Source organism: Marinimicrobium sp. C6131 (assembly GCF_026153455.1).
Classification (GTDB): Bacteria; Pseudomonadota; Gammaproteobacteria; order Pseudomonadales; family Cellvibrionaceae; genus Marinimicrobium.
Genome location: NZ_CP110629.1, coordinates 1,499,482 through 1,526,436, shown reverse-complemented (window position 1 = coordinate 1,526,436; position 26,955 = coordinate 1,499,482). Strand labels below are relative to the sequence as shown.

Here is a 26,955-nt window from a genome sequence, read left to right as displayed (position 1 = left end):
GAAAATAATCATAAATGACGAACGAACCCTCGCTTTTTCAGGGAGTTTCTTTCCGGCTGGCGAAAATCGGCATCATTCTGGCTTTTCTGCTTGGCCTGCTGATGAGTTCCGTGCAGCTGTACCTGGACCTGGACAACCAGCGAAAGGAACTGAACCTGTTATTCAGCCGTGTGATGGAGGTCGCCACGCCGCCGGCGATGCGGGCCGTCCACACGCTGGATGACGATCTTTCCGCCGAGGTGGTCAATGGTCTGCTGGCCTATGACTTCGTCATTGGCGTTCGGGTGACCGACGAGCTCGGTAATACCCTCGCAGAAGGCCAGACCGCGCAGAAGCCCTCCCAGACCCGGTGGCTGACGTCATTGATCAGCGACGAAACCCGGCGGTTGTACTCCGACCTGACGATTCCGGGGTACGGTCAGACCGCTTCCGGTGGTCTGGCCTTTACCGTCGATATGGATCAGGCGCTGCAGGGCTTTTACGAACGCTCCGGTCTCAATCTGCTCACCGGGCTGGCTCGCAATGCGCTGCTGGTGGTGCTGCTGTTTTTTGCTTTTTATTTTGTGGTGGCCAAGCCGCTGGCCCGTCTGTCTCGTGAAATCAAAAGTATCAACCCGGAAGAGCCCGGGGTTCGGCGCCTGACGCCGTTGCCCGGTCGACAGGATGAACTGGCTCAGTTGCTCGACAGCAGCAATCAATTGCTGAATGCCGTGGACCTGTCATTGGCCAAGCGTCGTGCTGTGGAGCTGGCGCTGAGGAAAAGCGAGGGGCATCTGCGTCAGATCATCGACAGCCTGCCGGTGATGATTGGTGCCCGGGATATCGAGGGGCGCTACCTGTTCGCGAACAAGGCGCTGGCCAATCTGGTGGGGCGTGACGTCGACACCATGCGTGGACAGGATGTGCGCGAACTGCTCCGTACGGCGGTGGACGATGTCGAGCTTGTTCTGCAGAACGATCAACGAGTGATTCGCCAGGGTATTGATGTCGAAATCAATGAAGAGGCGTTTGTGACCCGGGATGGGAAAACTCTCTACCTCCAGAGCCACATCATGCCGCTGCACTACTATGATCAGACGGTTGCACTGGTGGTGTCGGTGGACATTACCGAGCGGAAGAATGCCCAGGCCAAAATGGAACATATGGCGCACCATGATGCGCTGACCAATCTGCCCAACCGGGTACAACTGGTTGAACGTCTGGAGCTGGAAATTCGCCGGGCGACGAGGCACGGTTATTGCGGTGCCGTATTATTCATCGATCTGGATCAGTTCAAGAATATCAATGATTCTCTGGGTCACCCGGTGGGAGACAGGGTGCTCAAGGAAGTGGCGCAACGGCTGGTCAGCTCGGTCCGGGAGGAAGATCTGGTCGCCCGTCTGAGCGGTGATGAATTTGTCGTTGTCTTGACCGTGCTGGACAGCGACCTCTCGACCGCCGCGTTACGGGCCGGGGAAATCAGCGAGAAAATCCGGCGGATCATTTCCCGGCCGTTCCACACCGACAACCTGGATTTGCGCATCAGTTGCAGTGTCGGGGTGGTGATTTATCCCGATAAAAACAGCTCGGTGCACGAGTTGCTGCGCTTTGCCGATACCGCCATGTATCAGGTCAAGGAGAAGGGACGCGACGCCATCGAATTTTTCAACGAAGAGATGGCGGACAAGGTCAGCCGGCAGTTGGTGATGGAGGGTGACCTGCATCGGGCGCTGGAGGGCAGGCAGTTTGCACTGCATTATCAGCCCAAAGTCGATATGGAAACGGGAACGATAGTGGGTGCCGAGGCGCTGCTGCGGTGGCATCATCCAACCAAAGGGGTGGTCTCTCCCGCCGATTTTATCCCCATTCTGGAAACGTCCGGGTTGATTCTGGATGTCGGTCAATGGGTGCTGGAAAGCGCTTGCGAGACCCTGGTGCACTGGCGGCAAGAGGGGTGGTGGAAACCGGGTATGCGCCTGAGCATCAATATCAGTCCCAGACAGTTTCGTCGGACCGCCTTTGCCGACGATGTCCTGCGAACACTGGAACGTTACCCGATACCCGAAAACTCGTTGGAAATGGAAGTCACAGAGGGAATCGTAATCCATCAGGTGGATGAGGCGATTGTGACCATGCGCCGCCTTGCAGAACGGGGAATCAGCTTCTCTCTGGACGACTTTGGAACCGGCTACTCCTCCATCAGCTACCTCAAACAGCTACCGGTTACCGTGCTGAAAATCGACCAGAGTTTTGTCCGCGATATTGTGGACGATCACAATGATCGGGTTTTGGTGGAAACGATCATTACCATGGGTCGTCTGCTGGATCTGGATGTCATTGCCGAAGGGGTGGAGTCAGAGGCCCAGTTCGATATTCTTCAGCGGTACGGTTGTCACTACTACCAGGGGTTCTATTTCAGTCCCGGCGTCACTCTGGCGAAATTCGATGACATGCTGGCGGAGAATACCGTCTCTGTCTGAGGTCCCGCTATCAGAACAGGCGGCCCAGCAGGTAGGGGATGGCAATTTCGGTTTTGAGGATGCGGGGCCCCAGGTGTACCGACTGAATGCCCAGTTCGCTGAATCGCCCGATTTCGTATTCATTGAACCCGCCCTCCGGGCCCACCAACAAGGTAACGGGCGTTCGCACCTGTGCCGGACAGGGAATGGCCTGATAGGGATGTGCCACCATGGCACGTCGGCCTTCGATCAACCCGGGCAGCGTGTCCTCCACAAACGGTTTGAACTGGCGATGGTAGTGCACCTGCGGCATAACGGTGTCGCACCCCTGTTCCAACCCCAGTTGCAACTGAGCCTCCACCGCGTCGGAATGGAGGCTGGGCGACTGCCAATAGCTTTTCTCCACTCGACGGCTGTGAATCAGGTGCAGCGCTTTGACGCCGCTGCCGGCGACGGTCTGCAATATCCGCTTGATCTGTTGGGGACGGGGCAGGGCGAGAACCAGCGTCAGGGGCAGAGGTTCCGGAGGCGGACGATCCAGCGTCAGGGACAACCGGATTCGTTCCCGGCTCAGTTCGGTCACTTCCCCGGTGCCCCAGTCGCCGTTCAGTCGGCCAACGGTCAGGCGGTCACCGAGCTGGGGCTTGAGCACCTGAAGAATATGGTCGAGGCGGCGCTTATCCGACAGGTCGGCCACCGTGGGACTGAGCAGGTCGCTGTCGGCAAGCAACAGTAAGTTCATTGGGGGTGACCGGTTGCGGGCGTTGAATCGACAAAATGGCGTCCCCGCCAGGACTCGAACCTGGAGCTTCCGCTTAGGAGGCGGAGGATTTATCCTGTTAATCGACGGGGACATCGGCTGCAGCGCTGGCCCGGCGCGCCGACAGGGGCGGCAACTATACTAAAAAGCCTTGCGCCGGCACAAGGCCGGCTTCAGGCTTTGACCAGGGTCTGGGAGCCGCCCTGGGAGCCGGAGCGGCCCTGGGCGTTGTACAGGGAAGGGCCATCGGTGCTCTGCCCTCTGAGCAGATCGAGAAGCGTACCCACGGTCTGCCGGGAGCGCTGGATGATCTTGCCGTTGATTTCGTTGAGTGCCCGACAGGCTTCAAACTGATCCGCGAGCACTTGCCACTGCGCGGCCTGGGCCCGGGTGTCGGGGCGTTGCTGGAGCCATTGCTGCCAGCCTTCGTGGTCGTGGGGGAGCTTGGCGGCGTCCAGCCAGCTTTGACGTTGCAGAGCATGCTCTCCCAGCGCGGCCATGGTCCGGTTTTTGGCGTCTATGAGCGGAGGTAAAGCGTCCAGGTTACGCTGTTCCAGTGCTTCGCGTTCACTCAGCAGTACTTGCCTGAGCTCCTCGATGGTCTGGGTGTCCTGGGTCAGCATCTGGCTGACGGATTCAGCTGAGGGGGTCATATTGGCCTCGGTTCTGGCGGATCATCGACAATACGTCGGCCCTGACGGCGTTGGGGGACCGCCGGGCCGGTGTGGGTTATCCCAGCAGGTCTTCCTGATTCAGCATATTCTGCGCGATGCGCTCGGCATCAATCTCGAACCGCCCTTCGGCGATCGCCTGCTTCAGACTGGCGACGCGTTCGACGTCGACATCCGGCAGTTGCGCGAGGTTTTCTTCCAGGCGGTTCATGCTCTGTGCCTCTGCACTGAGTTCAACGCTGTCGCGGCTGGCCGGGCGCGGGCTGCCGGCCGCACCGGACTGAGGGCCGGATTCGCGGGGTGCCACCGTGGTCGGGCGGCTGTTACCACCGTTGCTGCCGGGCTTGATACCGTTGTTTGAATCAATAACCATCTTCTGTTCCCCAACAAAATATTCGATGATGCCGGCCGGGAAGGCCGGGAGCCTGCCAGAATGCGGGCTTCTGACCGGGCTATCGGCCGGCATCCTTATAACTTTAATACTCTTTTTGTATAAATGTGACCCATGTCGCGTTATAAAATCACTTCAACCGAGCCCGGCCCGGTGACTCGTCCCCTCACAATACGCTCTGAACGGTCATTGCGCACCCGGATCTGGTCACCAACCCGACCGGAGCTCAGCGCCGTTCCCATGGTATCAACACTGATGTTGCCGGTTTGGGCGCGCAGCCGCACCTGATCGCCGCGCTCCACCACCGTCGGCTCGGTCAGTAATCCGAGCCGGATCGGTTCCCCGGCTTTCAGGGGACGGCGGAGCTCTTTGCCAAGCGCGGAGTCAGCGTCGACGACAAAACCTTGACGCAACTGGCCGGTATCTCTCAACTCCATGGTCATATCACTGGGCGAGATCCGGTGCCCCCGGCCCAGGCTCCGGCTGGCCACGGCGACTTCACGGTACACCGCCACCTCGGCTGGCACGTACAGGGCCCAGGCGGTGGGGCCGGGGCAGCGCGTGTGCACTGTCAGATTTCCGCCACTGCGCTCTTCATCGTTCACCGACAGGGCGAGGGGCGCTTCGCAGGCCTTGAGGCGCAGGCGACTGTCCAACCGGCCCACGGTAACCCTGGCCTGTTTTATCTGCGGTATCCGGTAGTGCGCCTGCAAGTATTGCTTCACGTCGGCTCTGAGTTGGTCCAGATCCTGCTGATGCGGGGTCTCCGGGCGGGCCAGGGACGCGCTGGTCAACAGGAACAGTATCAATGCACCTGCCAATCGCCGACAGAACAGGCCCGCCCCACGGGGGAGGCGGCCGGTCAGGCTGTTAAAAAGGCGACAGGGACCCATCTTTTGTCCTATTCTTTGTGCATGACTGCGAAGCAGACCGACCGTTAAAGCGCGACGGTTTTCAGCCGCTAACGGCACTATCGGCAGTTATGAAGCAAGGAGCGTGCCGTGCGGCGAATTGCTCGCCGTGATTGCTTGGGGGCATCTGCCCATACTGCGCAGGCGTACCCACATGTCAGGCAGATCACTGACTGTTCAACGAATCAGAGGTAGAAGGGGCTTTCATGGCCGGAGTATTGGATAATGTGAACCAGAGAACACGTCTGGTGGGTGAGAACCGACTGGAGCTGCTATTGTTCCGCTTGGGAGGACGGCAGTTGTATGGAATCAACGTGTTCAAGGTGAAGGAAGTTTTACCGTGCCCGCCGTTGAATGCCATCCCGGGACGGAATCCGGTGGTGCGGGGCGTGGCTCATATCCGCGGTGGTACCCTGTCGATCATGGATATGAATCAGGCCATCGGCAAGGCGCCCCTGGAGGACATACGGTCCAGCTTTGTCATTATTACCGAGTACAACCGCACGGCCCAGGGGTTTCTGGTGCGAGGGGTTGACCGGATCGTCAACATGAACTGGAGCGACATTCATCCGCCACCGCGGGGCGCGGGCAAGGCGCATTATCTGACGGCGGTCACCGAGGTGGATGGCGAGCTGGTGGAGATTGTGGATGTCGAAAAAATTCTGGCGGAAGCGGCACCGGTCAACGAGCAGATCAGTGCCGGGGTGCTCGAAGAGGGGCTCAGTGAGCGGGTGGTTCAGAAGCATGTTCTGATCGTGGACGACTCGGTCATCGCCCGCAAGCAGGTGCAACGGGTGATGCAGTCTATCGGCATTCAGACGACGCTCAAAAAGGACGGGCGGGAAGCGCTGGACTATCTGCTGGATATGGTGGCTCAGGGACAGAATCCGGATGAGGCACTGGTGATGATCATCTCGGATATTGAGATGCCGGAGATGGATGGCTATACCTTTACGGCCGAGGTGCGCAACCATCCGGATTTGAAGGGACTGCACATTTTACTGCACACTTCGCTCAGCGGCGTCTTCAATCAGGCGATGGTCAGGAAGGTCGGGGCCGACGCTTTTCTGGCGAAGTTCAGCCCGGATGAACTCGCGCGCCAGGTCAATGATCGGGTCAGGGCCATGACCGGTGAAGATCTGCTGGAGCAACAGGAATGAGGGGTGGTTCATACCACCGTGGGAGTGTACTTTTGAGCGGTAAGTATTGATGAGTAATGCGGCGGGAAAACGCGACAATTTTGATCAGGCGGAATTTGATCACTTTCGTCAGTTTCTGCAGGACGCCTGTGGCATTGCGCTGGGTGACAATAAACAGTACCTGGTTTCCAACCGCATCCGACGCCTGCTCGAGGAGTACCAGTTGTCCTCGTTCAGTGATCTGGTCAGAGCGCTCAAGCAGAACAGTAACCGCCGCCTGAAAGAGCAGGTCATTGATGTCATGACCACCAACGAAACCTTCTGGTTTCGTGATATCTACCCCTTCGAGTACTTGCGCAACACCCTGTTGCCGGCCTGGATGCAGACCGAGCATCGTATGGCGGGGCCGATCCGGATCTGGTCTGCGGCCTGCTCTTCGGGCCAGGAACCATACTCGATCAGCATGATGGTGGAGGAGTTTCGTCGGCAGCGTATGGGCGCTCTGGCCCGGCCGGTACAAATTGTCGCGACGGACCTTTCCTCCATTGTGCTGGACCAGGCCAAACGGGGTGAATATGATCGCCTGTCGGTGGTGCGTGGTCTTTCGACTGAGCGGCTCGAACGTTATTTTGACAACCCGCGGGACAACGTCTGGCGGGTGAAACCTCTGGTCCGGGATCGAATAGAATTCAAAGCCTGGAACCTGCTGGACTCCTACGCGGGGCTGGGAAAATTTGATGTCGTTTTTTGCCGGAATGTCCTGATTTATTTCAATGCGGAGCTCAAGCGGCGCATCCTGGAAAAAATTCACGGCTCGCTCAAACCGGGCGGCATCCTGTTTCTGGGATCGTCGGAAGGGTTGGCGGGAGCGTCCCATCTGTTTGAAATGGTCCGGTGTGATCCGGGCATTCTGTATCGCGCCAAATAGCATCCAGTGACGGGTTGACCTGACGAAGGAGAGACGCCGTGTACAAACTGGCTTTTTTCGTTCCCGAAAGCCACCTTGAAACGGTCAAGGCCGCGGTATTTGCGACCGGGGCCGGAAGGATTGGTGACTATGACTGCTGCTGTTGGCAGAGTCTCGGGCAGGGCCAATTCCGGCCCCTGGAGGGCAGTCAGCCCTTCCTCGGGCGCCAAGGTGACGTCGAGCGCGTGGCCGAATATCGCGTGGAACTGGTATGCGCAGACGACCTGATTCACCCGGCGATTGCGGCACTGCGGGCGGCCCATCCCTACGAGGAGCCAGCGTACGATGTCTGGCAGCTGGCGGATATCTGAGACGCAGGTCGTTATTATTCCGGATGGATTCACAGTGATACAAGACGGTTATTGTCGCGTATAGCCCAGTCCGATGGTTAACCTCTCCCTCAAAGGAAAAAGGAGTCCCCAACATGAACAACCTGATCCCTCGTCTGATCCGCTGGACGCTGACCGGCAGCCTGCTCTCGGTCTGTGCCACAGCACACGCAGAGCTGCAAACCCGCGAAATCGATTACCAGGTCGGTGGTGAGACCTTCACCGGTTACCTGGCCTATGACTCCGAAGTCAGTGGACCCCGCCCGGGTGTGTTGATTGTGCACGAATGGTGGGGGCACGGCGAATACGTTCGCCAGCGCGCCGACATGCTGGCCAGACTCGGTTATGCCGCATTTGCCCTGGACATGTATGGCTCGGACAAATACGCCGATCATCCCAGCCAGGCGAATGAATTCATGCAGGCGGTGATGAGCGATAGGGAGGCCGCCAAAGCCCGGTTCACCGAGGCGCTCTCGGTATTGCGCGAACAGCCCATGGTGGCCCCGGATGACATCGCGGCTCTGGGCTATTGTTTTGGTGGTGCCGTGGTCCTGAATATGGCGCGTGCGGGCGTCGATCTGGATGGTGTGGTGAGTTATCACGGCATGCTGGCCACGGACTCGCCGGCTCAACCGGGGGAGGTCAAGGCCGCGGTCAGAGTGTTCAACGGCGAGGCGGACCCCATGGTGCCCGCCGAGCAGGTGGCGGACTTTGAGGCGGAAATGACCCGGGCCAACGTGGACTATGAGGTTGTGAACTACCCGGGTGCCAAGCACGGCTTTACCAACCCGGAAGCCAGCGAACTGGGGCGTCGGTTTGAATTGCCTCTGGCATACGATGCCAGCGCCGATGCCGATTCATGGCACAAAACGCAACAGTTTCTGGAAGCACTGTTCCGTTAGCGGTTGATGATCGATTCACCACGCCGTCAGGTCCTGACGACGTGGTGAGGGTAAAAGTGAGGGGCATCGGTTGCAAGTCCTTGGCAGGGCACCGATAATCACTGTAGATAACACTAAATGATGCCCGGCACCGCGGTTCACAGGAAGACGGAGCGGGCCCCGAGATGGAGTACAGTGATTATGACCCTAGATTACGACCGCACCGTCGTGTCGGTTCTGGATGAGGCATTGCGTCAGTTCGAGCGCAGCGACGCGTTCACCTGTCTTGGCCATACGCTGACGTACGGTGATCTCGACCGTCTCTCCAGCCGGTTTGCGGCCTATTTGCAGCAGCAGACCGATCTTCAACCGGGCGACCGTATCGCGATACAGCTTCCCAATATTCTGCAGTACCCGGTGGCTCTTTTGGGGGCGCTGCGCGCCGGCTTGGTGGTGGTCAATACCAACCCGTTGTACGCCGCTCGGGAAGTCAAACATCAGTTGCAGGACTCGGGCGCACGGGCGCTGGTTGTTTTGGCCAACATCGCGGACAAGGCTGCGTCGATTGTCGCTGAAACCGATGTCGAGCAGGTGATTGTGACGGAGTTGGCGGATCTTCATCCGCCCGTGAAACGGGTGCTGCTTAACGCCGTCATCAAGTACATCAAACGCATGGTGCCGGCCTTCCATTTTCCACGACAGGTCGAGTTCCGCCAGGCACTCAGCCTCGCCCAGGGAGCATACCGCAAGGTAGAACAGTCCCCGGACGATGTTGCCGTGCTCCAGTATACCGGAGGCACCACCGGGGTCGCCAAAGGCGCCATGCTGACCCACCGCAATCTGGTTGCCAACATGCTCCAGGTGAACAAGCACATGGAGGGTGAGTTCCGGGTCAACCAGGAATACTACATCGCGCCCCTGCCGCTCTATCACATCTATGCCTTTACGCTGCACATTACTTCGGCGCTGTCCCTGGGCAATCATAACCTGCTTATTCCCAATCCGCGGGATATCAAAGGCTTTGTCAAAACGCTCAAAGGCAAGCCCTTTACCTGCTTTGTGGGATTGAACACGCTGTTCAACGCTCTGTGCCGAGACCCGGATTTCGCCCGCCTGGATTTCAGTCATTTGCGATTGACGGCTTCGGGCGGCATGGCGCTGACGGCCGCCGCCGCAAGGCGCTGGAAAGAGGTCACCGGTGTCGGGATTTTCGAAGGCTATGGCCTGACGGAAACCTCACCGGTGGTCTCCATCAATCCACCGGGCGCGATTCAGCAGGGCACCGTCGGGCTGCCCATGCCGGACACGGAATGCAAGGTGATCGACGAGGACGGACAGTCGCTGCCCAGGGGGGAGCCGGGTGAACTCTGTGTTCGCGGTCCGCAGGTCATGAAGGGTTATTGGAATCGACCGGAGGAAACCCGGGAGGTGCTGGATGATGAGGGTTGGTTCAGAACCGGCGATATGGCCATCATTCAGGAGGATGGTTACATCCGGATTGTTGACCGCAAGAAAGACATGATCAATGTTTCCGGGTTCAAGGTTTTCCCGAACGAGGTGGAAGATGTGCTCTGTACCCACCCCGACATTGTCGAAGCCGCGGTTGTGGGTGTGCCGGATGAGGAGAGTGGCGAGTTGGTGAAGGCATACATCGTCGCCACCCGCACCATGACGGTTCAGGAAGTGCGGGAGTTTGCCAAGGAAAACCTGACACCTTACAAAGTACCTCATGAGGTGGAGTTTCGAGATGAGTTGCCCAAGTCCAATGTGGGCAAGGTGTTGCGGCGCAAGCTGCGGGACGAGGAACCAGCGGATACCGGTGGTGCGTGACATCAGCTAGAGAGTGTTCATGAAAAGAGCCCTGATTCTCTCTGGAGGCGGCGCGCGTGCCGCCTACCAGGTGGGTGTGTTACAGGCGCTGGCCAATATTCTGCCAGCCGAAACCGTCAATCCGTTCCCGATCATCTGTGGTACGTCGGCGGGCGCAATCAATGCCCTTGCGTTGGCGTGTCACCCGGGCAATTTTCGCGAGTCGGTGCAATCCCTGGCGGGTATCTGGCAACGTCTGACTCCGGGCCATGTGTACCGGCACGGCTGGAGTGACCTGGCGCGAGGTCTGGGTCTGCTCGGTTTCTCCCTGTTCAACGAAGGCGTAGGCCGCACCCGGCCGTTGTCCATGCTGGACAACGGCCCACTGTGGCACCTGCTGGGTACTTCGGTCCGGTTTGAGAATCTCGATGCGGCCATTGCCAGTGGCAAGCTGCATGCAGTGGCGGTCAATGCCATGGGATACAGCTCGGGGCAGTCGGTCAGTTTTTTTCAGGGGGCGCCTGAATTGGAGGGCTGGAACCGCCACCGACGGGTGGGTATGCCGACCCGGCTGAAGCTGGAGCATTTACTGGCTTCGTCGGCCATTCCGACGATCTTCCCGGCGGTACGCATCCACCGGGAATACTTCGGCGATGGTGCGCTTCGCCAATTGGCGCCCATCAGCCCGGCCTTGCACCTGGGAGCTGAATCCCTGTTTATCGTCGGGGTGAGCGGCAATCGCGAGGCCCGAAAACCGATTCATCGACGCACCGTGCGACACTCTCCGTCCATGGCCCAGATTGTAGGGCAGCTGTTTAACAGCGCATTTATCGATGCGCTGGAAGGCGACCTCGAGCATCTTGAGCGCATCAACGAGTTGGTCGGGATGATTCCTGAAGATAAGCTCGCTGCGTCCAATTTGCCGTTGCGTGCGGTGGACAACCGGATTATCTCGCCCTCCCGGGAGTTGGACAATATTGCCGGGCGCAAGGTGCGAAACCTGCCCAAAAGTCTGCGCTTTTTCCTGCGGGCCATCGGTGCAACGGCCAAAGGCGGTGGCGCGACAGCGGCCAGTTACCTGTTGTTTCATCAGTCTTTCATCCGTGAATTGATGGAACTCGGCTATCAGGACACCATGTGGGAAGCCGATCGATTGAAACCCTTTTTCGGTGTACAGAACGGATAAACCCTGGAGACCCTGTCGATGTTCATGCAAGCCCGGGAGGTGGTGCACCATTGGCTCGCGCTGTTACTGTCTGGCGTCATCCTGTTGTCGAGTGTTGCGGTTGCGACAGGTGATGGGGCCGAGGAGGGTGCCGGGCAAGGTCCTACGGGCACACTGACGGATCCGGTGGCAGAAATCGAATTCTCGGACTGTGCCCTGAGTGCCAATAAACTGCTCCGCTACGTGCAGTGCGCGCGGCTGAGCGTTCCGGAGAATTATGATCAACCGCAGCCGGAGGACGCCCGGGTTGACTTGCTGATTGTGCGTCTTCCTGCGACTGCAGCCCAGGTTCATGACGACCCCGTGCTGGCAATCGCCGGCGGTCCCGGGCAGGCAGCCAGTCGCAGCTTTCTGCGTCTGGATCGGGCGTTTTCCCAACTGGCCCGGCGTCGCGACATCTATCTGGTGGACCAGCGCGGTACCGGCCAATCAAATCCTCAGACGTGCTCGCTCGACGATGCCTCGGTGCCCCTGGCTGATCCTGACCCCGTGCAACTGTCATCCCTCGCCAAAACGTGCTTGCAGAACTTTAAGGGCGACCCCCGCCAATATACAACCGAAGTGGCGGTCCAGGATCTGGAACAGGTGCGCCGGGCACTCGGGGTGTCCCGTTGGAACCTGTACGGCGTTTCCTATGGCTCGCGGGTAGCGCAAACCTATATGCGTCGCTTCCCGGACGCAGTTCGCACGGCCGTTCTGGATGGTGTACTGCCGGCGGATGTCAGCCTCGGTCCTCAAATTGCCACGCACAGCCAGGCCGCCTTGGACGCATTGATTCACCAATGCGAGCAGGCGTCGTCCTGTCGCGAGCGATTCCCTCAACTGGAGCGGCAGATCACCCAACTGTTGAATCGGCTTGAAGAAGAACCGATCGATGTCCGCTATGAGTCCATCCGCGAGGGTACCTGGCAATCGTTGACGTTCACGCGTGCCCATCTGGTCAGTGTCATTCGCATGGCACTTTACAACAGTGATGTGCTGTCAGTGTTGCCGCCGTTGATTGATTCAGCGGCGCGGGATGGAAACCTGGTCGCGTTGGCGCGGCTCGCGCAACGGCTCGACATCAGTGACGACATTGCTCTGGGTATGCATAACAGCGTGCTGTGTACCGAGGACGCGCCTTTTTATTCTGAGTCCGAAACTCGGGGGGAGCACGCAACCTACATGGGGCCGGAGTTTCTGGAGGGACTGATGGCTCTGTGTGAGTCCTGGCCCCGCGGAGAGATAGGAGAGGATTTTAAAACACCGCTGCGCTCATCCATTCCCACCTTGCTGCTGAGCGGGGCGCGAGATCCGATCACGCCACCCGCGTATGGCGATCGACTCATACAGACACTGAGCAACGCTCGTCACCTGGTGGTCCCGGAGCGGGGTCACCACGTCGGCGTTGAAGGCTGTGTCCCGGACATTATTGCGCGGTTTGTCATCTCCGCTGACCCGAATGCGTTGTCGGCTGAGTGTCTTGAACGAGTGCGAACCGTTCCCCTGTTTCTCGACCGAAATGGTCCTCCACCCTGAGGCGATGTTGACGTGATACATACCGAGGCTCTGGTAAAGTCCTTTCCGTCAAAAGACCGCAAAAAGACACCGGTCGAGGCATTGGTGGATGTCAGTTTTGACGCTCGGGACGGGGAAATCACCGGTCTGCTGGGCCCCAATGGTGCCGGCAAGTCCACGACCTTGAGAATTCTGGCCGGATTGGTCAAGCCGGACCGGGGTCTGGCCTGTGTGGATGGTCATGATGTGGTGAAAGAGCCCCTGGCGGTTCGTCGCCGGTTGGGATTTTTGCCACACAATGCCGGCCTGTACCCCAGGCTGACCAGTCGGGAAAACCTGGTGTACTACGGTCAGCTGTGTGGTCTGGACGCCGGGGAGGCCCATCAGCGGGCCGATGAGCTGATTGAGCGGCTGGAGATGGAGAGCTTTGCAGACCGACGGGCCGAGGGGTTTTCCCAGGGGCAGAGAACCCGCGTGGCGCTGGGGCGGGCGTTGATTCATAACCCCGGCACACTCATTCTTGATGAGCCGACCAATGGCCTGGATGTCATGGCCACGCGAAATCTGCGGACGATACTTCGCGGTCTTCGGGACGAAGGCCACTGTGTGTTGATTTCCAGCCATATCATGCAAGAGGTGTCCCGTCTTTGCGATCGGGTGGCGATCATCAGTGAAGGACGCATTGCCATGACGGACAGCGTTACCGGTATTCTGGAAAAGACCGGACAGAATGATCTGGAAGACGCCTTTGTGGCCGCCATTGGTGAACGACCGGAGGTTCAGGGATGAGGTCATTCTGGGTGATTCTGCTGAAGGAAATTCGCGACAATTTACGGGACCGCCGTTCCATGTTTTTCACCCTGCTGTACGGCCCGCTGTTGCTACCGGCGTTGATGATCGGGCCGCTGGTGTTCAACGTCAACAAATTCAGCGTCGATGTCGAACAGCCCCTGTCGGTAGCGGTGGTTGGCGGTGAGCGGGCTCCCAACTTGATGGCCTTTCTGGCTGAACACAACATCAATGCCGAAGCGGCCGGGGATGATTTCATCGACCGTCTGCGCGCTGGCTCCTTGCCTCTGGTGCTGGAAATTCCGGAGGACTATGAGCCGGCCCTCCGCAACGCGGAGCCCGCTCCGGTGGTGATTCATTACCACAGTGGTGATGATGAGGCGGCCCCGCAACGACGCCGGTTGCGTGCGGTTCTTGACGGCTATGATGCCCGTTTGCGAAGCCTGCGTTTTCTCGCCCGAGGGATGGATGAGCAGGTGTTTGACCCGCTGCATATCAGCGAGCGGGATGTCTCCACGCAGATGCCGGGGGAGGCGTTCATGGGCCTGATCCTGCCATTCATGTTGCTCTTCTCCATGATGATGGGCGGTTTCTATCTGGCCGTGGACAGTACGGCGGGTGAGCGGGAGCGGTTATCGCTGGAACCACTGTTGGCGTTACCGGTCGCGCGCTGGCAACTGGTACTGGGGAAGTATGTCGCCATATTGGCCTTCGTTCTGCTGTCACTGGTTCTACCGTTGATCAGTGGCTTCGCCCTGTTTGGCCTGCTGGATGATGGGGTGTTTACCAGTCGCTATGATTTTTCAGCGTCGACGTTTGTGGCGGCCGGTCTGCTGCATTTGCCGGTTGCTTTATTGATGACGGCGTTTCTGTTTGTCATCGCCGCGTTCGCTCGTTCTACCAAGGAAGCGCAAACCCAGCTCGGCATTGCGATGATGGTTCCGATGTTGCCGTTTTTCCTGTTGCAGTTTCTGAGTATTCCGGAGCATGGTCTCACCATGGCGATTCCGTTGCTCAGCCAGTATCAGATCATGACCGATCTGGTGAATGGGCAATTGATTGCCCCCGCGCACTGGGCCTTGTCGACCGTCAGTTGCATGGTGTTGGCAGCGCTGCTGATGTCGTTGGCGGTGCGCCGCTATCGCCAGGAATCGATTCTTCAGTAACTCAGGAAATACGAGGGCGTCATGCGATCACACAGTGGGCAAACGCTCCGGGTCAGTCGGGCGGTCAGTGTACAGACGCTGACCGATATTCTGGTTCGGGAAGGCTTTGCGCCGGCCGATGCCGGGCAACTGGCGAGCACCTTCACGGATAACAGCATTGATGGGGTATACACACACGGACTGAACCGGTTTCCCCGGTTTGTCGATCTGGTCCGCAGCGGTCATGTCAGGCCCTCGGCAAAGCCTGTGTGTACCTTGAGCGCTGGCGCGCTGGAGCAGTGGGATGGGCATCTGGGGGCGGGCATCCTCAATGCCCGTGTCGCCACGGATCGGGCCATGGCGTTGGCCGAGTCTCACGGCATGGGTTGTGTGGGGCTGGCCAATACCAACCACTGGATGCGTGGTGGTACCTATGGCTGGCGAGCCGCTGAGCGTGGTTTTGTGTTTATCGGGTGGACCAATACCATCGCCAATCTGCCGGCTTGGGGAGCCAGGGATTGCCGCCTGGGTAACAACCCGCTGGTGATGGCGGTGCCCCATGAGCCGGGTGCGGTTGTCCTCGATATGGCGCAATCGCAATTTTCCTACGGAGCGATGGAATTGGCCGCGGGGCAGCAGCGAAAGCTTGCCGTGCCGGGTGGCTATGATGCCGCCGGGGAAATGACCGATGACCCTCATGCGATTCTCGAAACCCATCGACCAGTGCCAGTGGGTTATTGGAAAGGCGCGGGGCTGTCACTGTTGTTGGACCTGCTGGCGACTCTGCTCAGTGGCGGTCGCTCTACCGCGGATATAACCCGTCAGACAATAGAGTATGGTGTTTCTCAGGTTTTCATTGCCATTGACCTCGGAAAGTTGGGCGACCGTCCCGCTCTGTTGGATACTGTCCAGTCAATCATTGATGATCTGCATCGCTCTGAACCGGCGGCGTCAAATGGCGTTATCCGCTACCCTGGCGAAGCGGTGTTGGCTCGGCGGGCGCAGAACCGGAAGCGAGGGATACCGGTCGATGCCAGTCTATGGGAATCGATTCGAGCGCTGTAGCGGTTGGGGGCAGCCTTTGTTTCAGGTAAAGGAAAGTAAAGGTCGACTGAGGGCGGATTTAAAAAAGGGAAATGATCCCAAGCAATAGGGTTCACGTACATCTGCTCATCCCTTTACCGTCCTCATCGGAGTTTGTTCAGGAGAACGACACATGCCCCATTTGACCGACCCGATCCAGATCGGTGATCTGCACCTGCCGAATCGAATCATCATGGCGCCCCTGACGCGCTGTCGCGCTTCGAAAGGCCGCGTACCCAATGACATGATGGCTGAATACTATCGCCAGCGTGCCGGCGCGGGCATGATTCTGACCGAAGCCACTTCTGTGACCCCAATGGGGGTCGGCTATCCGGATACGCCGGGTATCTGGTCGGAGGATCAGGTGGCAGGTTGGCGTAAGGTGACGCAGGCGGTTCATGCTGAAGGTGGGAAAATTCTGTTGCAATTGTGGCACGTCGGTCGGATTTCGGACCCGGTGTACCTGGACGGTGAGCTACCGGTCGCCCCCAGCGCGATTCGCCCGCAGGGCCATGTCAGTCTGATCCGCCCGAAGAAAGAGTATGTCACGCCACGTGCGTTGACGCTGGAAGAAATTCCGGAACTGATTGAAGCCTACCGACGGGGTGCCGAGAATGCCCGTCGTGCGGGTTTTGACGGGGTGGAAATTCATGGTGCCAATGGTTACCTGCTGGATCAGTTTCTGCAGACCAACAGCAACCACCGAACAGATCAGTATGGCGGCTCTATCGAAAACCGTGCCCGACTTCTGCTGGAGGTGGCCGACGCCGTACTCGGAGTCTGGGAGCCCGGTCGGGTAGGGGTGCATCTGGCGCCTCGGGGTGACGGTCACGATATGGGGGATGAAGACCCGGCGGCGCTGTTTGGTTACGTAGCCCGGGAGCTCGGCAAGCGCAGGTTGGCGTTTCTGTGCTCGCGTGAGCATGAGGCGGAGGACAGCCTGGGCCCGGAGTTGAAGAGGCAATTTGGTGGTGTTTATATCGCCAATGAAAACTTTGACAAGGCCAGCGCCGAACGCTGGCTGGCCGATGCCAAGGCGGATGCGGTCGCCTTTGGGAGGCTGTATATCGCCAACCCGGATCTGGCGGAGCGGTTCGCCAAGAATGCGCCTCTGAATGAGCCGGACCCGACGACCTTCTATGCCTCCGGACCGGAAGGTTATACCGACTACCCCTCGCTGGCCCAGTCCAGGGTCCGAATGGAAACCGCGTAGTGCTTGACTCGCGGCCCATAAAAAACACCCCGAGGACTGCTCCAACGGGGTGTTTTTTTATGGGAGCCGGGCGGGCGTCGCGCTTAAGAGGGCCGACGGCGAAACAGCGGCAGTGGCTGGTCCACCGAGGCCTGGTAATACTCGGTGAAGTCATCCAGCGCGTCAACGGTCGCCTGAAGGTGCTGCTCACGATCGGCGCCGAAGTCGAACGCATTGACCCCGCAGCGGCGTAGATAACAGGCCTGTTCGGCCAGGAAGTAACCCACCGCCCGCAGCTCGCCGGTAAACCCGAAACGCTCGCGCAGCAGCCGCGCGTTGGTGAACGCGCGTCCGTCGGCAAACGCCGGAAAGTGCACCGCTACCAACGGCAAACGCCGTGCATCTTCACCGAGTTGATCTGCGGTTTCGTCGGTATCCAGCCATACGCCGATATCGTCACGAGCGGTGAGTGCGTCTTTCCGGGCCAGCCAGACGGACAGCGGGACGATGACCTTCCCGGCGGGTACGCTGGCCTCTGAGGCCTCGCCCTCGGGTTTGGCCATCAGGGTCCATTCGTTGTCGACGATGGCGCCGTCTTTAACTAGCTTTGGCATAGACACGCTCCTTGAAGGGGGCAATACCCAGTCGGTTGACAGTGTCGATAAAGGGCTCTTCTTCGGTCCGCTGCTCGACGTACACATCAATGATTTTCTGTACGACCGAGGGCATATCCTCGGCCGTGAAAGAGGGGCCAATGACCTTGCCCAGGGACGCATCATTGCTGGAGTTGCCACCGAGGGTGACCTGATAGAACTCCTCGCCTTTCTTGTCGACCCCGAGAATACCGATATGACCGACGTGGTGATGTCCGCAGGCGTTCATGCAGCCGGAAATGTTCAGGTCGATGTCACCCAGGTCGTACAGGTAATCCAGATCTTCAAACTGGCGCTGAATGGCCTCGGCAATCGGAATGGACTTGGCGTTGGCCAGTGAACAGAAGTCACCGCCCGGGCAGCAGATGATGTCCGTCAGGGTGCCGATGTTGGGTGTTGCAAATCCGGCGGCCTTGGCTTTTTGCCAGAGGTCGAACAGATCGGATTTCCTGACATCCGCCAGCACCATGTTCTGCTCGTGGGTGGTACGCACCTCGCCAAAGCTGAAATCGTCCGCCAGGTCGGCGATGATTTCCAACTGCCGGTCGGTAATGTCGCCGGGCGCAATACCGGTCGGTTTGAGCGACAGGTTGACGGCGGCGTAACCGGGCTTCTTGTGATCGCGCACGTTGCGCTTGAGCCAGTTGGAGAAGGCTTTGTTGTCGCCGGCCAGCCTGTCGAGCTCGGCCTGGGCGGCGGCATCGTCCAGGGGTTCGTAGGCCGGCTCGGTGAAGTAACTGTGGGCCCGATCGATTTCCGCTTGAGTGAGGGTGGCGCTGCCATCGCGCAGGTGTTGCCACTCCTGTTCGACCTTTTCGGCGAACACTTCCGGTGTCATGGCGCGCACCAGAATCTTGATGCGGGCCTTGAATTTGTTGTCCCGGCGACCGAACTGGTTGTAGATGCGAAGAATCGCTTCCAGATAGGTCAGCAGGTGCTGCTCCGGCACGAACTCATTGATCAGGCTGCCAATGACCGGCGTGCGGCCCAGGCCGCCGCCAACGAAGACGGAAAAGCCCAGATCGCCGGCGTCGTTGCGCACGATCTGCAGGCCGATATCGTGCACGCGAATGGCGGCCCGGTCTTCCTGAGTGGCGCTTACGGCGATCTTGAACTTGCGTGGCAGGAAGGCAAATTCCGGGTGGAAAGTGGACCACTGGCGAATCAGTTCACAATAGGGGCGGGGGTCCACCAGCTCATCGGTCGCGACGCCGGCAAACTGGTCGGTGGTGGTGTTGCGGATGCAGTTGCCGCTGGTCTGGTTGCAGTGCATTTCCACTTCCAGCAATTCCTCCAGAATGTCCGGCACCTCTTCCAGCTGAGGCCAGTTGAGCTGGATATTCTGGCGGGTACTGATATGGCAGTAACCCTTGTCGTAGGTACGGGTAATGTGGGCCATCTTGCGCAATTGGCGGCTGTTCATCAGGCCGTAGGGCACACAGATGCGCAGCATCGGCGCCAGGCGCTGAACATAGAGGCCGTTTTGCAGGCGCAGGGGAAGAAACTCCGCTTCTTCCAACTGGCCGTCCAGATACCGCTCCATCTGCGCGCGAAACTGGGTAACGCGCTGCCCCTGGATGCGGCGGTCATATTCGTCATAGATGTACATAGAGGGCTGTATTACCTGTACTTCCGGGAAAGGTTGGGTATGTTAGCGAGCGCTAATGCAAGGGCGCCCGTAAACCGGTGTTTTCTCGCGGCGGAGGATACAGCAAAACCGGCTCCGGCGCGACCCCGCGTGGATCGATGACCGACCCTGTTGCAGGTCACTGATCCGCTTCAGAGGCCGCAAAAGTACCAGATACTACCGTCCTGTTTAAACGAATGTTTTCCGCTATCCTAATGCTTTTTGGTTATATCCGGTGGCGGTGGCTTGTCAATCCCGGTGGGGTGTGATTAGATTCAGCTGTCTTGAATGGGGCGTAACGCGGCGCTCCGGTCCTTACCACGTTTGGCGAGAGGAGAATAACAATAATGTCTGAGCAGACTGATGTTGTAAAAAATGATAGCCATGAAGTCCATGAGGGCGACGCCTTTGCCGATGCGATGGCGGCGATCGCGTTGATTGCGATATTCGTGGTCACCTGTATTTACTGGGTCAGCGGCCAGTAAGCGGGGACCTGACCGGTACCCCCTATGGGGTGCCGGGTTGATAGGGCTCCCGAAACGCCCCGTAGCTCCCAATCCCCCGGTTACCAGACGCCTTGCATTGAAATAATTGCGTTGTCAATTAATGTCTGGCAGGATTCCCTCAATGCCTGTCCGATGTCATTGCGAGGGAATTATGCTGGGTTCTGATCGAGCGGCCACCAAAGGTCTGCACCTGCACAACAGTTTCACTTTCTGGATCAACCGCCTGGCCAGCCAGATGCGGGAGGCGTTCAATGACGCCCTGACCGAGCATGAGGTCAGTTGGCCTCAATGGATGATCCTCAACGTGCTGTTTCATGAGCTGGCCACCACTCCGGCCCAGATCGCCGACCATATTGCGGTGGATCGGTCGGCGGTCACCCGGCTGTTGGATCGACTGGAAGCCAAGCAACTGGTGCAACGCGAGCACGACGGACTGGACCGTCGCTCCGTGAAGGTTCACCTTACCCGCTCCGGTCACGCCCTGGTCGAAACGCTCAACGAACTTGCCGTCGCGCATCAGAATCGGTTTCTGAATCAGTTACACCCGACGGAACTGCGGGCGTTCAAAGGTAATATCCAGAAGCTGTTAAAGGCCGTTGATATCGATAGCACGCAACTCTGGAAGCACGTTTAAGTGGCTTACTGCCCCGCTTGGGAGAGCACCAGTCGAACCACGAACACAATGATCAGGATAAAGATCGCGGTGAACAACACCCCGGAAATGATGTAGGCGGCAATGCTGCCGTGCTTGAAGTCCCGCTCGCGGTTCTTGCTGCTTTGCACACCAAAGGCGGCGGCCAGGGTGCTGATGATGACCTGAAACAGGCTGGGTTTTTTATTGGGGTCTTGGTCTTCTTCACGGGCACTCATGTGTCGGCCTCATTGTCGTTTTTTGCGAGTCGTACTATGTCTTCTTCGATGGATCAACTGACTGTTCTGCCTGCCTGCGGCGAGGCCGTAGGCATTGTACGTCAGGAGAGCAGCTTTGTGGTGGTGGACAAGCCGACCCGGTTGTTGACCGTTCCCGGCCGCCATCCGGCCAATCGGGACAGTGTCATCGCCCGGCTGCGGGAGACTTACCCGGATGTTCACGCCGTTCATCGGTTGGATTTCGACACCTCCGGACTGTTGGTGATTCCTCTCACCAAAGCCAGCCTGTCCAACCTCAGTCGTCAATTTCAGGCTCGTACCGTGAAGAAAACCTATACGGCGGTAGTACACGGCTGGGTACTGGAAGATCGGGGCGTCATGGAGTGGCCGATTGCCCCCGACCCGGAGCGGCGCCCACGGAGCAAGGTGGCTGAGGACGGCAAGCCGGCACTGACCCATTACCGGGTCCTCTCCCGTGATTCTGGGCGCAATACCACACGCCTGGCACTGTTTCCGGTGACCGGGCGTTCGCACCAGTTGCGCCTGCATTGCGCCGAGCTGGGACACCCCATACTGGGGTGTGAGTTCTACGCGCCGGAGGCGGTACGTCAGCAGGCGCCGCGTCTGCTGCTGCACGCCTCGACGCTCAGCTTTGCCCACCCGGAGTCGGGTGAAGCCGTCTCTTATGAGTCGGTCGTACCGTTTTAGGAGCCTATTCATGGTTCACTCGTCATCCTCCGCAAAACATCCCTGGCGCGCCCGGCTGTACCGGCAGTTGGAGCCGGGCGCCTGGCCCGATCAGGGGCTTTCCCCGGCCAACCGATGGATCTGTGCGCTGATCATAGTGGCGGTGTTGGTGGCGTTGCTGGAAACCGAGCCCGCCATCCGGGTAGGGCGGGAGCCATGGTTTGTCGCTTTCGAGTGGGTGGTGGGCGCGGTTTTTCTGCTGGAATACCTGATTCGAGCCTGGGTGGCAGTGGAGAACGTCCAATATGCCCACCCGGTGTGGGGCCGCCTTCGCTATCTGGGCAGCTTTGCCGCGGTGGTCGACCTGCTGGCCATTTTGCCACTGTTTTTGGGGTTGGTGGGCATGGAGGCTCTGTTCATGCGTCTGATCCGGGTGCTGCGGATCTTGCGTCTGGCGAGGCTGGGGCGTTTCTCCAAAGCGCTGCGGGAGTTGGGGCATGCGGTCCGGCTGCGTCAGTTTGAGCTCTACGTCAGTTTCGGGTTGGCGTTTTTGGTGCTACTGGCCTCGTCCATCATGTTGTACCTGTTGGAGGGCGGGGTGCAGCCGGAGGCCTTCGGCAGTGTGCTTCGCTCCATGTGGTGGTCGGTGGCCACCTTGACCACAGTGGGTTACGGCGACGTGTATCCCGTGACCGGGCTCGGGCGGTTTTTTGCGGCGCTGACGGCACTGTCGGGTATCGGCATCATCGCCATGCCGACGGGAATCATGGCGGCGGCATTCAGTGAAGCCATGCAGAAAAACCGTAGGGACAAGGACGACTAGTGGTCCATGCGGCTAATTCTGTAACTTTCAGCCGCCACACAAGCGCCGCCGTACTACTCTGTTTCGCGATCCGCCCGCTGCCAGCGGGCCAGCTCGGCGTACAGGCGCTCGCGCTCATCGAGCAGCTCCAGTGCCAGTGCAATGCCGGCGAGGTTCAGCCCCAGGTCCCGCTGCAGGCGACGGGCACGGTTCAGGCGGGTAAGGCAGTGCCCTCGAAAGGTCCAGCGCGGCGCCGAAGGAGTGATCGGATCGATGACTCCCTCGTGAATGAGTTCGACCACGAAGTCGGCCTCCACCTGGCAGCGCCGACAGAGTTCGCCCAGCGTCAACTCAACGTCTTCTTCCAGAACGGTGCCTGCCATCAGGCGGTGTGTATCTCCCGGCATAATCAGCTCTCCAGATGACGGCGAGGGTTGAATGGCGCGGCTTTCGCCAATTGCTCATAAGCGGCTCGCGTCGCGGCGTTTTGAGCGGGGGGTGTGTGAATGCTCAACTCGACGTACAGGTCCCCCGGCGGAGAGCCGGGCAGCCCGCGCTCTTTGAGCCGGAGTTTGCGGCCGCTCTGGGATGCCTCGGGAATCTTCAGGTCGACTTTGCCGGCGGGCGTGGGAATTTTCACTTTGGTGCCCAATGCCGCCTCCCAGGGAGTGAGGGGCAGATCGAGAAACAGGTCTCGCCCGTCCAGCCGGAAGTAACGGTGGGGCCTGAATTCCACCTCAAGGTAGAGATCGCCACTGGGCCCACCCCCCAGGCCAGGCGAGCCCTGGCCCGCCAGACGGATATTCTGTCCGGGTTTTATCCCTTTGGGAATTTTGATGTTCAGGGTACGGGGGGCGGCATGGATTCGTCCCTGGGCATCCACCTGTTGGCTACGCAGGGTGACCTGTCGGGAGGCGCCGCTGAAGGCGTCTTCCAGGTCGATCTGAATGCGGGCATGTTGATCTTCCCCACGGGCCCGGAAACCGCCGCCTTGGCTGAACCCGCTGTTCTGGGTGAAGCCTCCACCGCGAAAACCACCGCCGAACAGGTTTTCGAAAAAGTCACTGAAATCGCCGCTGCCCATGCCACCGCCGTAGTGACGCCCGGTGCCGGCAAAATCGAAGTCCTGGCCCCAATCCGGGGGCGGTTCAAAGTCCTGGCCGCGTCGCCAGTTGCTGCCGAGTTGATCGTAAGCGGCACGTTTTTCCGGGTCCTTGAGTACCTCGTAGGCTTCTCCAAGCTCCTTGAATTGGTCCTCGGCGCCGGGATCTTTGTTGACATCCGGGTGATATTTGCGCGCCAGTTTTCGGTAGGCACGTTTTATATCGTCCTGGCTGGCGCCTCTTTCTACTCCAAGAGTCTTGTAGTAATCCTTGTACTCCATCGGCGACCTCTCGAATCACAGAAACCCAATCTAACGTCTTAATGATTGGGTCAAATTGATATTCATCAAGTATGGCACTTACTCTCCCTGAAGGGTGGCGACCAGAGTGCGACTGCCGGCGCGGTTGCGATGTTCGCACAGGTAAATGCCTTGCCAGGTCCCCAGATTCAGGCGACCGTCGGTAATCGGAATGGTCAGACTGGTGCCGATGGTGGTGCATTTGATGTGCGCGGGCATGTCGTCGTCGCCCTCGTAGTCATGCTCGTAGTAGGGGGCCCGCTCGGGGACAAACTGGTTGAAGTGCCGCTCCAGGTCGCCTCGCACGGTCGGGTCGGCATTCTCGTTAATGGTCAGTGACGCGGAGGTGTGCTGGATAAACAGGTGCAGCAGGCCGCAGCGAAGGTGATCCAGCGGGGGCAGCGCTTTGAGCACCTCCTGAGTGACCAGATGGAAGCCCCGGCTTTTGGGGGGCAGGCGAAATTCAGTCTGTTGCCACATAGGTTATCTGCCTGTATCGGTCGCGTGGAGAACGTCGGCGCCGGAAGTGGCGCACTCGACGTTATGCAGTCATAAAGGGTAACGCGGTGTTGTTGAATTTGCAGCCCCGACTTTATGGGATTGGCGACTGTGCTAGAATGCCCCACCTTATAGTCCGTAAAACCATTTAATAATCGGAGCCCCTGTCGTCATGTTCAACGCTTCCCGCCAAGTGACCTGGCCGCGCCTGAAAAGCGCTCTACCCAAGGATGATGCCATTGAGCAGCGTATCGACGCGCTATTGCATCGAATGACCCTCGAGCAGAAGGTGGGTCAGATGATTCAACCGGAGATCAAACAGGTAACCCCGGATGATGTTCGGGACTTCCACCTGGGCTCTGTGCTCAACGGCGGCGGCAGCGTGCCCAATAATGATCGGTACGCCCAGGCCAGTGACTGGGCCGCCCTGGCTGATCAGTTTTGGGAAGCCTCAATGGATGACCGGGATGGGCGTCTGCCCATTCCCATCATGTGGGGAACCGACGCGGTGCACGGGGTAGGCAACCTGGTGGGGGCGACCCTGTTTCCACACAATATCGCGCTGGGCGCCGCCCACAATCCCGAACTGGTTCGCCGGATTGGCGAGGCGACCGCCCGGGAGATTGTCGCGACCGGTCTGGACTGGGACTTTTCGCCCACCGTTGCCGTGGCCAGAGACGATCGCTGGGGGCGGACCTATGAATCCTGGGCGGAAGACCCGGAGCTGGTGCGTGCCTATGCCGGCGAGATGGTGCGGGGGCTTCAGGGGCAGGGCGAGGCGTGCCTGGATGAGCAACATGTCATTGCCACCGCCAAACACTTTATTGGTGACGGTGGTACGGTGAACGGCATAGATAGGGGTGACAATGTCGATTCCGAGGAGCGCTTGCGGGATATTCACGGTGCGGGCTATTTCAGTGCGATCGAGTCCGGCGTGCAGGCCGTCATGGCGTCTTTCAATAGCTGGCACGGGGAACCGCTCCACGGTCACTACCATCTGCTGACCCGTGTTCTGAAAGACCAGATGGGCTTTGATGGTCTGGTGGTGGGGGACTGGAATGGCCACGCCTTCATTCCCAGTGCCGACGTGCTGAATTGCCCCCAGGCGATCAATGCCGGGCTCGATATTTACATGGTGCCACACCCCGAATGGAAAACCCTGTTCCACAATACCGTGGCACAGGTGCGCGATGGCACTATTCCACAGTCTCGTGTCGACGATGCGGTGCGGCGAATTCTGCGGGTGAAATTGCGCGCCGGCCTGTTTGAGCGAGGCCGCCCCTCAAGCCGGACGCTCGCGGGGCGTCAGTCACTTATCGGTGCCCCAGAACATCGGGACGTGGCCCGTCAGGCGGTGCGCGAATCGCTGGTGCTATTGAAAAACCGCAATCAGCTACTCCCGCTCACCCCAAAACAGCGGGTACTTTTGGCTGGAGACGGTATCGACAATATCAGTAAACAGGTGGGCGGCTGGTCGGTCACCTGGCAAGGCACCGGAACGGACGCTCGGGACTTTCCGGGCGCCACTACCGTCAGCGCCGGCATTGAGGCCACCATTCGGGACGCGGGGGGCGAGGTGTTCATCAGCCCGGACGGCCAGTGTGACGAGTCCGTGGATGTGGCCATTGTCCTGTTCGGAGAAGACCCCTATGCCGAAATGCAGGGTGACGTGCAGAATGTCCAATACAGGCCCCGCGACACGCGGGACTGGGCGTTGCTCAAGTCCCTCAAGGCTCGGGGCATTCCGGTGGTATCCCTGTTTATTACCGGTCGTCCACTGTGGGTGAACCGCGAGCTGAACGCCTCCGATGCGTTTATGGTTATCTGGCAGCCGGGGACGGAAGGGGGTGGCGTTGCCGAGGTGCTGTTTACCGACGCCAACGGTCAGGTGTGTCATCCGGTCAAGGGCAAGCTGAGTTTCTCCTGGCCCGATCGCCCGGATCAGTGCCCTTTGAATATGGGCGAGCCCGGCTACGCGCCACTGTTTCCCTATGGTTATGGTCTGGCGTACGGACAGGACGATCCGCTGGGCGACGATCTGTCGGAAGAGGGCCTGCAACTGCCCGCCACCGAGGATGTCTGGACGCTGTTCAAGATGCGCCCGCTGGATGCCTGGCGGGTGGAGGTCGAGGGCCATGTGAACGACAAGGCGGTCATGAAGGGCAATCAGGTGCAGGTGTCTACGGTCACGGTGAACGCGGTAGACCGTGAGGTGCAGGAGGATGCCCGGCAGGTGATCTGGAATGGCGATGGTTTCGGCGCCATGGCGCTGGCGACCCGGGATCGTCAGGTGCTGACGGATTACTGGAAGGCCAACGGGGCTCTGGTGGTGGACTTGAAGGTGGATCGCGCACCCACGGCACCGGTGCAGTGGCGCGTCGGCTGTGGTCCGTCGGCACTGTCACAGGTGGAGGTCACTGAAGAGCTGCGCGCTTTGGCGGGGCAGGGGTGGCAGACGCTGTCCATCGCCCTGGACCGCTTCCCCGACGTCGGCTCGGATTTCGGCCTGGTCCTCCCCCCGGAAGAGTTCTTCACCCGCGTCCTCGAGCCCTTCAGCCTTGCGACCGAAGGCGAGCTGGAGCTTACTTTTTCGGGTGTGCGTGTTGAGAAGGGGTAGTTTTACAAAGACGGTTGGTCTTTGGTACTTCGATCAAAAGGCTGCGGGAGGGTATACCCTCCCGCA

At 59.3% G+C, this 26,955-nt stretch carries 27 protein-coding genes and 1 tRNA gene; 17 read left to right on the top strand and 11 right to left on the bottom strand.

Going from position 1 to position 26,955, the window contains the following annotated elements; genetic code table 11:
* Positions 1 to 14 precede the first annotated feature (14 nt).
* Positions 15 to 2,459, top strand: coding sequence for a putative bifunctional diguanylate cyclase/phosphodiesterase (locus OOT55_RS06515; RefSeq protein ID WP_265368312.1), 2,445 nt, complete (start codon positions 15 to 17; stop codon positions 2,457 to 2,459).
* A gap of 10 nt (positions 2,460 to 2,469) precedes the next feature.
* Here OOT55_RS06515 and OOT55_RS06510 read toward each other — a convergent pair whose 3' ends face one another.
* The 5 genes from OOT55_RS06510 to flgA form a co-directional block, all read right to left on the bottom strand.
* On the bottom strand, positions 2,470 to 3,180 hold the full coding sequence (locus tag OOT55_RS06510; protein WP_265368311.1) for a 16S rRNA (uracil(1498)-N(3))-methyltransferase: 711 nt from the start codon (positions 3,178 to 3,180) through the stop codon (positions 2,470 to 2,472).
* 36 nt (positions 3,181 to 3,216) lie between these two features.
* Positions 3,217 to 3,292 (bottom strand) — tRNA-Arg (locus tag OOT55_RS06505).
* A 79-nt stretch (positions 3,293 to 3,371) separates the two neighbouring features.
* Positions 3,372 to 3,851 carry a flagella synthesis protein FlgN gene (locus tag OOT55_RS06500; protein WP_265368310.1) on the bottom strand — a complete coding sequence of 160 codons (480 nt, stop codon included), beginning with the start codon at positions 3,849 to 3,851 and terminating at the stop codon, positions 3,372 to 3,374.
* A 76-nt stretch (positions 3,852 to 3,927) separates the two neighbouring features.
* Positions 3,928 to 4,242, bottom strand: a complete 315-nt coding sequence (gene flgM, locus OOT55_RS06495; protein ID WP_265368309.1) for a flagellar biosynthesis anti-sigma factor FlgM — start codon at positions 4,240 to 4,242, stop codon at positions 3,928 to 3,930.
* Positions 4,243 to 4,382: 140 nt separating this feature from the next.
* Complete coding sequence (gene flgA / locus OOT55_RS06490) at positions 4,383 to 5,153, bottom strand: flagellar basal body P-ring formation chaperone FlgA (RefSeq protein WP_265368308.1); 771 nt, start codon at positions 5,151 to 5,153, stop codon at positions 4,383 to 4,385.
* A gap of 224 nt (positions 5,154 to 5,377) precedes the next feature.
* Between flgA and OOT55_RS06485 the strand changes: the two genes are divergently transcribed.
* The 11 genes from OOT55_RS06485 to OOT55_RS06435 all read left to right on the top strand — a co-directional run bounded on the left by OOT55_RS06485 (position 5,378) and on the right by OOT55_RS06435 (position 17,248).
* Positions 5,378 to 6,331 carry a chemotaxis protein CheV gene (locus OOT55_RS06485; protein WP_265368307.1) on the top strand — a complete coding sequence of 318 codons (954 nt, stop codon included), beginning with the start codon at positions 5,378 to 5,380 and terminating at the stop codon, positions 6,329 to 6,331.
* A 49-nt stretch (positions 6,332 to 6,380) separates the two neighbouring features.
* Positions 6,381 to 7,238, top strand: coding sequence for a CheR family methyltransferase (locus OOT55_RS06480; RefSeq protein ID WP_265368306.1), 858 nt, complete (start codon positions 6,381 to 6,383; stop codon positions 7,236 to 7,238).
* A 38-nt stretch (positions 7,239 to 7,276) separates the two neighbouring features.
* Positions 7,277 to 7,588, top strand: coding sequence for a YqfO family protein (locus tag OOT55_RS06475; RefSeq protein ID WP_265368305.1), 312 nt, complete (start codon positions 7,277 to 7,279; stop codon positions 7,586 to 7,588).
* Between the two features lie 113 nt (positions 7,589 to 7,701).
* Positions 7,702 to 8,508 carry a dienelactone hydrolase family protein gene (locus OOT55_RS06470; RefSeq protein ID WP_265368304.1) on the top strand — a complete coding sequence of 269 codons (807 nt, stop codon included), beginning with the start codon at positions 7,702 to 7,704 and terminating at the stop codon, positions 8,506 to 8,508.
* A gap of 180 nt (positions 8,509 to 8,688) precedes the next feature.
* Entirely contained in the window at positions 8,689 to 10,317 is a 1,629-nt protein-coding gene (locus OOT55_RS06465) for an AMP-binding protein (RefSeq protein ID WP_265368303.1), read from the top strand.
* 19 nt (positions 10,318 to 10,336) lie between these two features.
* Positions 10,337 to 11,482, top strand: coding sequence for a patatin-like phospholipase family protein (locus OOT55_RS06460; RefSeq protein WP_265368302.1), 1,146 nt, complete (start codon positions 10,337 to 10,339; stop codon positions 11,480 to 11,482).
* Between the two features lie 18 nt (positions 11,483 to 11,500).
* Complete coding sequence (locus OOT55_RS06455; RefSeq protein ID WP_265368301.1) at positions 11,501 to 13,039, top strand: alpha/beta hydrolase; 1,539 nt, start codon at positions 11,501 to 11,503, stop codon at positions 13,037 to 13,039.
* 12 nt (positions 13,040 to 13,051) lie between these two features.
* Positions 13,052 to 13,807, top strand: coding sequence for an ATP-binding cassette domain-containing protein (locus tag OOT55_RS06450; protein ID WP_265368300.1), 756 nt, complete (start codon positions 13,052 to 13,054; stop codon positions 13,805 to 13,807).
* Positions 13,804 to 14,973 carry an ABC transporter permease gene (locus tag OOT55_RS06445; RefSeq protein WP_265368299.1) on the top strand — a complete coding sequence of 390 codons (1,170 nt, stop codon included), beginning with the start codon at positions 13,804 to 13,806 and terminating at the stop codon, positions 14,971 to 14,973. Before OOT55_RS06450 ends, OOT55_RS06445 begins: the two co-directional genes overlap by 4 nt.
* A gap of 21 nt (positions 14,974 to 14,994) precedes the next feature.
* Positions 14,995 to 16,017 carry a 3-dehydro-L-gulonate 2-dehydrogenase gene (yiaK, locus tag OOT55_RS06440; RefSeq protein WP_265368298.1) on the top strand — a complete coding sequence of 341 codons (1,023 nt, stop codon included), beginning with the start codon at positions 14,995 to 14,997 and terminating at the stop codon, positions 16,015 to 16,017.
* Positions 16,018 to 16,168: 151 nt separating this feature from the next.
* Positions 16,169 to 17,248, top strand: coding sequence for an alkene reductase (locus tag OOT55_RS06435; RefSeq protein ID WP_265368297.1), 1,080 nt, complete (start codon positions 16,169 to 16,171; stop codon positions 17,246 to 17,248).
* Between the two features lie 83 nt (positions 17,249 to 17,331).
* Here the strand turns inward: OOT55_RS06435 and OOT55_RS06430 are convergent, their stop codons facing one another.
* Both OOT55_RS06430 and OOT55_RS06425 read right to left on the bottom strand, forming a co-directional pair.
* Positions 17,332 to 17,841 carry a DUF934 domain-containing protein gene (locus tag OOT55_RS06430; RefSeq protein WP_265368296.1) on the bottom strand — a complete coding sequence of 170 codons (510 nt, stop codon included), beginning with the start codon at positions 17,839 to 17,841 and terminating at the stop codon, positions 17,332 to 17,334.
* The gene (locus OOT55_RS06425; RefSeq protein ID WP_265368295.1) at positions 17,825 to 19,489 is read right to left on the bottom strand and encodes a nitrite/sulfite reductase; all 1,665 of its coding nucleotides are present in this window, start codon (positions 19,487 to 19,489) and stop codon (positions 17,825 to 17,827) included. The genes OOT55_RS06430 and OOT55_RS06425 overlap by 17 nt, the downstream gene beginning before the upstream one ends.
* A 365-nt stretch (positions 19,490 to 19,854) precedes the next feature.
* Here OOT55_RS06425 and OOT55_RS06420 point away from each other — a divergent pair, with 365 nt between their 5' ends.
* Together OOT55_RS06420 and OOT55_RS06415 are read left to right on the top strand one after the other, a co-directional pair.
* Entirely contained in the window at positions 19,855 to 19,992 is a 138-nt protein-coding gene (locus OOT55_RS06420; protein ID WP_265368294.1) for a hypothetical protein, read from the top strand.
* A 172-nt stretch (positions 19,993 to 20,164) separates the two neighbouring features.
* Positions 20,165 to 20,647: a MarR family winged helix-turn-helix transcriptional regulator gene (locus OOT55_RS06415; RefSeq protein ID WP_265368293.1), complete on the top strand. Its 483-nt coding sequence runs from the start codon at positions 20,165 to 20,167 to the stop codon at positions 20,645 to 20,647.
* Positions 20,648 to 20,652: 5 nt separating this feature from the next.
* Here the strand turns inward: OOT55_RS06415 and OOT55_RS06410 are convergent, their stop codons facing one another.
* Positions 20,653 to 20,883, bottom strand: coding sequence for a DUF2970 domain-containing protein (locus tag OOT55_RS06410; protein ID WP_265368292.1), 231 nt, complete (start codon positions 20,881 to 20,883; stop codon positions 20,653 to 20,655).
* Between the two features lie 36 nt (positions 20,884 to 20,919).
* Here OOT55_RS06410 and OOT55_RS06405 point away from each other — a divergent pair, with 36 nt between their 5' ends.
* Positions 20,920 to 21,591 (top strand): RluA family pseudouridine synthase, encoded by a 672-nt coding sequence (locus OOT55_RS06405; RefSeq protein WP_265368291.1) that lies wholly within the window; start codon positions 20,920 to 20,922, stop codon positions 21,589 to 21,591.
* A 10-nt stretch (positions 21,592 to 21,601) separates the two neighbouring features.
* Positions 21,602 to 22,393 (top strand): ion transporter, encoded by a 792-nt coding sequence (locus OOT55_RS06400; RefSeq protein ID WP_265368290.1) that lies wholly within the window; start codon positions 21,602 to 21,604, stop codon positions 22,391 to 22,393.
* Positions 22,394 to 22,446: 53 nt separating this feature from the next.
* Here the strand turns inward: OOT55_RS06400 and OOT55_RS06395 are convergent, their stop codons facing one another.
* The 3 genes from OOT55_RS06395 to OOT55_RS06385 all read right to left on the bottom strand — a co-directional run bounded on the left by OOT55_RS06395 (position 22,447) and on the right by OOT55_RS06385 (position 24,254).
* A complete protein-coding gene (locus tag OOT55_RS06395; RefSeq protein ID WP_265368289.1) occupies positions 22,447 to 22,779 on the bottom strand; it encodes a chaperone modulator CbpM in 333 nt (110 codons plus the stop codon).
* A 2-nt stretch (positions 22,780 to 22,781) separates the two neighbouring features.
* Positions 22,782 to 23,756 carry a DnaJ C-terminal domain-containing protein gene (locus tag OOT55_RS06390; RefSeq protein ID WP_265368288.1) on the bottom strand — a complete coding sequence of 325 codons (975 nt, stop codon included), beginning with the start codon at positions 23,754 to 23,756 and terminating at the stop codon, positions 22,782 to 22,784.
* A 78-nt stretch (positions 23,757 to 23,834) separates the two neighbouring features.
* A complete protein-coding gene (locus OOT55_RS06385) occupies positions 23,835 to 24,254 on the bottom strand; it encodes a secondary thiamine-phosphate synthase enzyme YjbQ (protein WP_265368287.1) in 420 nt (139 codons plus the stop codon).
* Positions 24,255 to 24,444: 190 nt separating this feature from the next.
* Between OOT55_RS06385 and OOT55_RS06380 the strand changes: the two genes are divergently transcribed.
* Entirely contained in the window at positions 24,445 to 26,889 is a 2,445-nt protein-coding gene (locus OOT55_RS06380; protein ID WP_322113828.1) for a glycoside hydrolase family 3 protein, read from the top strand.
* Positions 26,890 to 26,955: the final 66 nt, after the last annotated feature.

Coding starts and splice junctions, on each gene's coding strand:
- OOT55_RS06515 (WP_265368312.1), top strand. CDS start 15: ATGACGAACGAACCCTCGCTTTTTCAGGGAGTTTCTTTCCGGCTGGCG.
- OOT55_RS06510 (WP_265368311.1), bottom strand. CDS start 3,180: ATGAACTTACTGTTGCTTGCCGACAGCGACCTGCTCAGTCCCACGGTG.
- OOT55_RS06500 (WP_265368310.1), bottom strand. CDS start 3,851: ATGACCCCCTCAGCTGAATCCGTCAGCCAGATGCTGACCCAGGACACC.
- flgM (WP_265368309.1), bottom strand. CDS start 4,242: ATGGTTATTGATTCAAACAACGGTATCAAGCCCGGCAGCAACGGTGGT.
- flgA (WP_265368308.1), bottom strand. CDS start 5,153: ATGGGTCCCTGTCGCCTTTTTAACAGCCTGACCGGCCGCCTCCCCCGT.
- OOT55_RS06485 (WP_265368307.1), top strand. CDS start 5,378: ATGGCCGGAGTATTGGATAATGTGAACCAGAGAACACGTCTGGTGGGT.
- OOT55_RS06480 (WP_265368306.1), top strand. CDS start 6,381: ATGAGTAATGCGGCGGGAAAACGCGACAATTTTGATCAGGCGGAATTT.
- OOT55_RS06470 (WP_265368304.1), top strand. CDS start 7,702: ATGAACAACCTGATCCCTCGTCTGATCCGCTGGACGCTGACCGGCAGC.
- OOT55_RS06465 (WP_265368303.1), top strand. CDS start 8,689: ATGACCCTAGATTACGACCGCACCGTCGTGTCGGTTCTGGATGAGGCA.
- OOT55_RS06460 (WP_265368302.1), top strand. CDS start 10,337: ATGAAAAGAGCCCTGATTCTCTCTGGAGGCGGCGCGCGTGCCGCCTAC.
- OOT55_RS06455 (WP_265368301.1), top strand. CDS start 11,501: ATGTTCATGCAAGCCCGGGAGGTGGTGCACCATTGGCTCGCGCTGTTA.
- OOT55_RS06445 (WP_265368299.1), top strand. CDS start 13,804: ATGAGGTCATTCTGGGTGATTCTGCTGAAGGAAATTCGCGACAATTTA.
- yiaK (WP_265368298.1), top strand. CDS start 14,995: ATGCGATCACACAGTGGGCAAACGCTCCGGGTCAGTCGGGCGGTCAGT.
- OOT55_RS06435 (WP_265368297.1), top strand. CDS start 16,169: ATGCCCCATTTGACCGACCCGATCCAGATCGGTGATCTGCACCTGCCG.
- OOT55_RS06430 (WP_265368296.1), bottom strand. CDS start 17,841: ATGCCAAAGCTAGTTAAAGACGGCGCCATCGTCGACAACGAATGGACC.
- OOT55_RS06425 (WP_265368295.1), bottom strand. CDS start 19,489: ATGTACATCTATGACGAATATGACCGCCGCATCCAGGGGCAGCGCGTT.
- OOT55_RS06420 (WP_265368294.1), top strand. CDS start 19,855: ATGTCTGAGCAGACTGATGTTGTAAAAAATGATAGCCATGAAGTCCAT.
- OOT55_RS06415 (WP_265368293.1), top strand. CDS start 20,165: ATGCTGGGTTCTGATCGAGCGGCCACCAAAGGTCTGCACCTGCACAAC.
- OOT55_RS06410 (WP_265368292.1), bottom strand. CDS start 20,883: ATGAGTGCCCGTGAAGAAGACCAAGACCCCAATAAAAAACCCAGCCTG.
- OOT55_RS06405 (WP_265368291.1), top strand. CDS start 20,920: ATGTCTTCTTCGATGGATCAACTGACTGTTCTGCCTGCCTGCGGCGAG.
- OOT55_RS06400 (WP_265368290.1), top strand. CDS start 21,602: ATGGTTCACTCGTCATCCTCCGCAAAACATCCCTGGCGCGCCCGGCTG.
- OOT55_RS06395 (WP_265368289.1), bottom strand. CDS start 22,779: ATGCCGGGAGATACACACCGCCTGATGGCAGGCACCGTTCTGGAAGAA.
- OOT55_RS06390 (WP_265368288.1), bottom strand. CDS start 23,756: ATGGAGTACAAGGATTACTACAAGACTCTTGGAGTAGAAAGAGGCGCC.
- OOT55_RS06385 (WP_265368287.1), bottom strand. CDS start 24,254: ATGTGGCAACAGACTGAATTTCGCCTGCCCCCCAAAAGCCGGGGCTTC.
- OOT55_RS06380 (WP_322113828.1), top strand. CDS start 24,445: ATGTTCAACGCTTCCCGCCAAGTGACCTGGCCGCGCCTGAAAAGCGCT.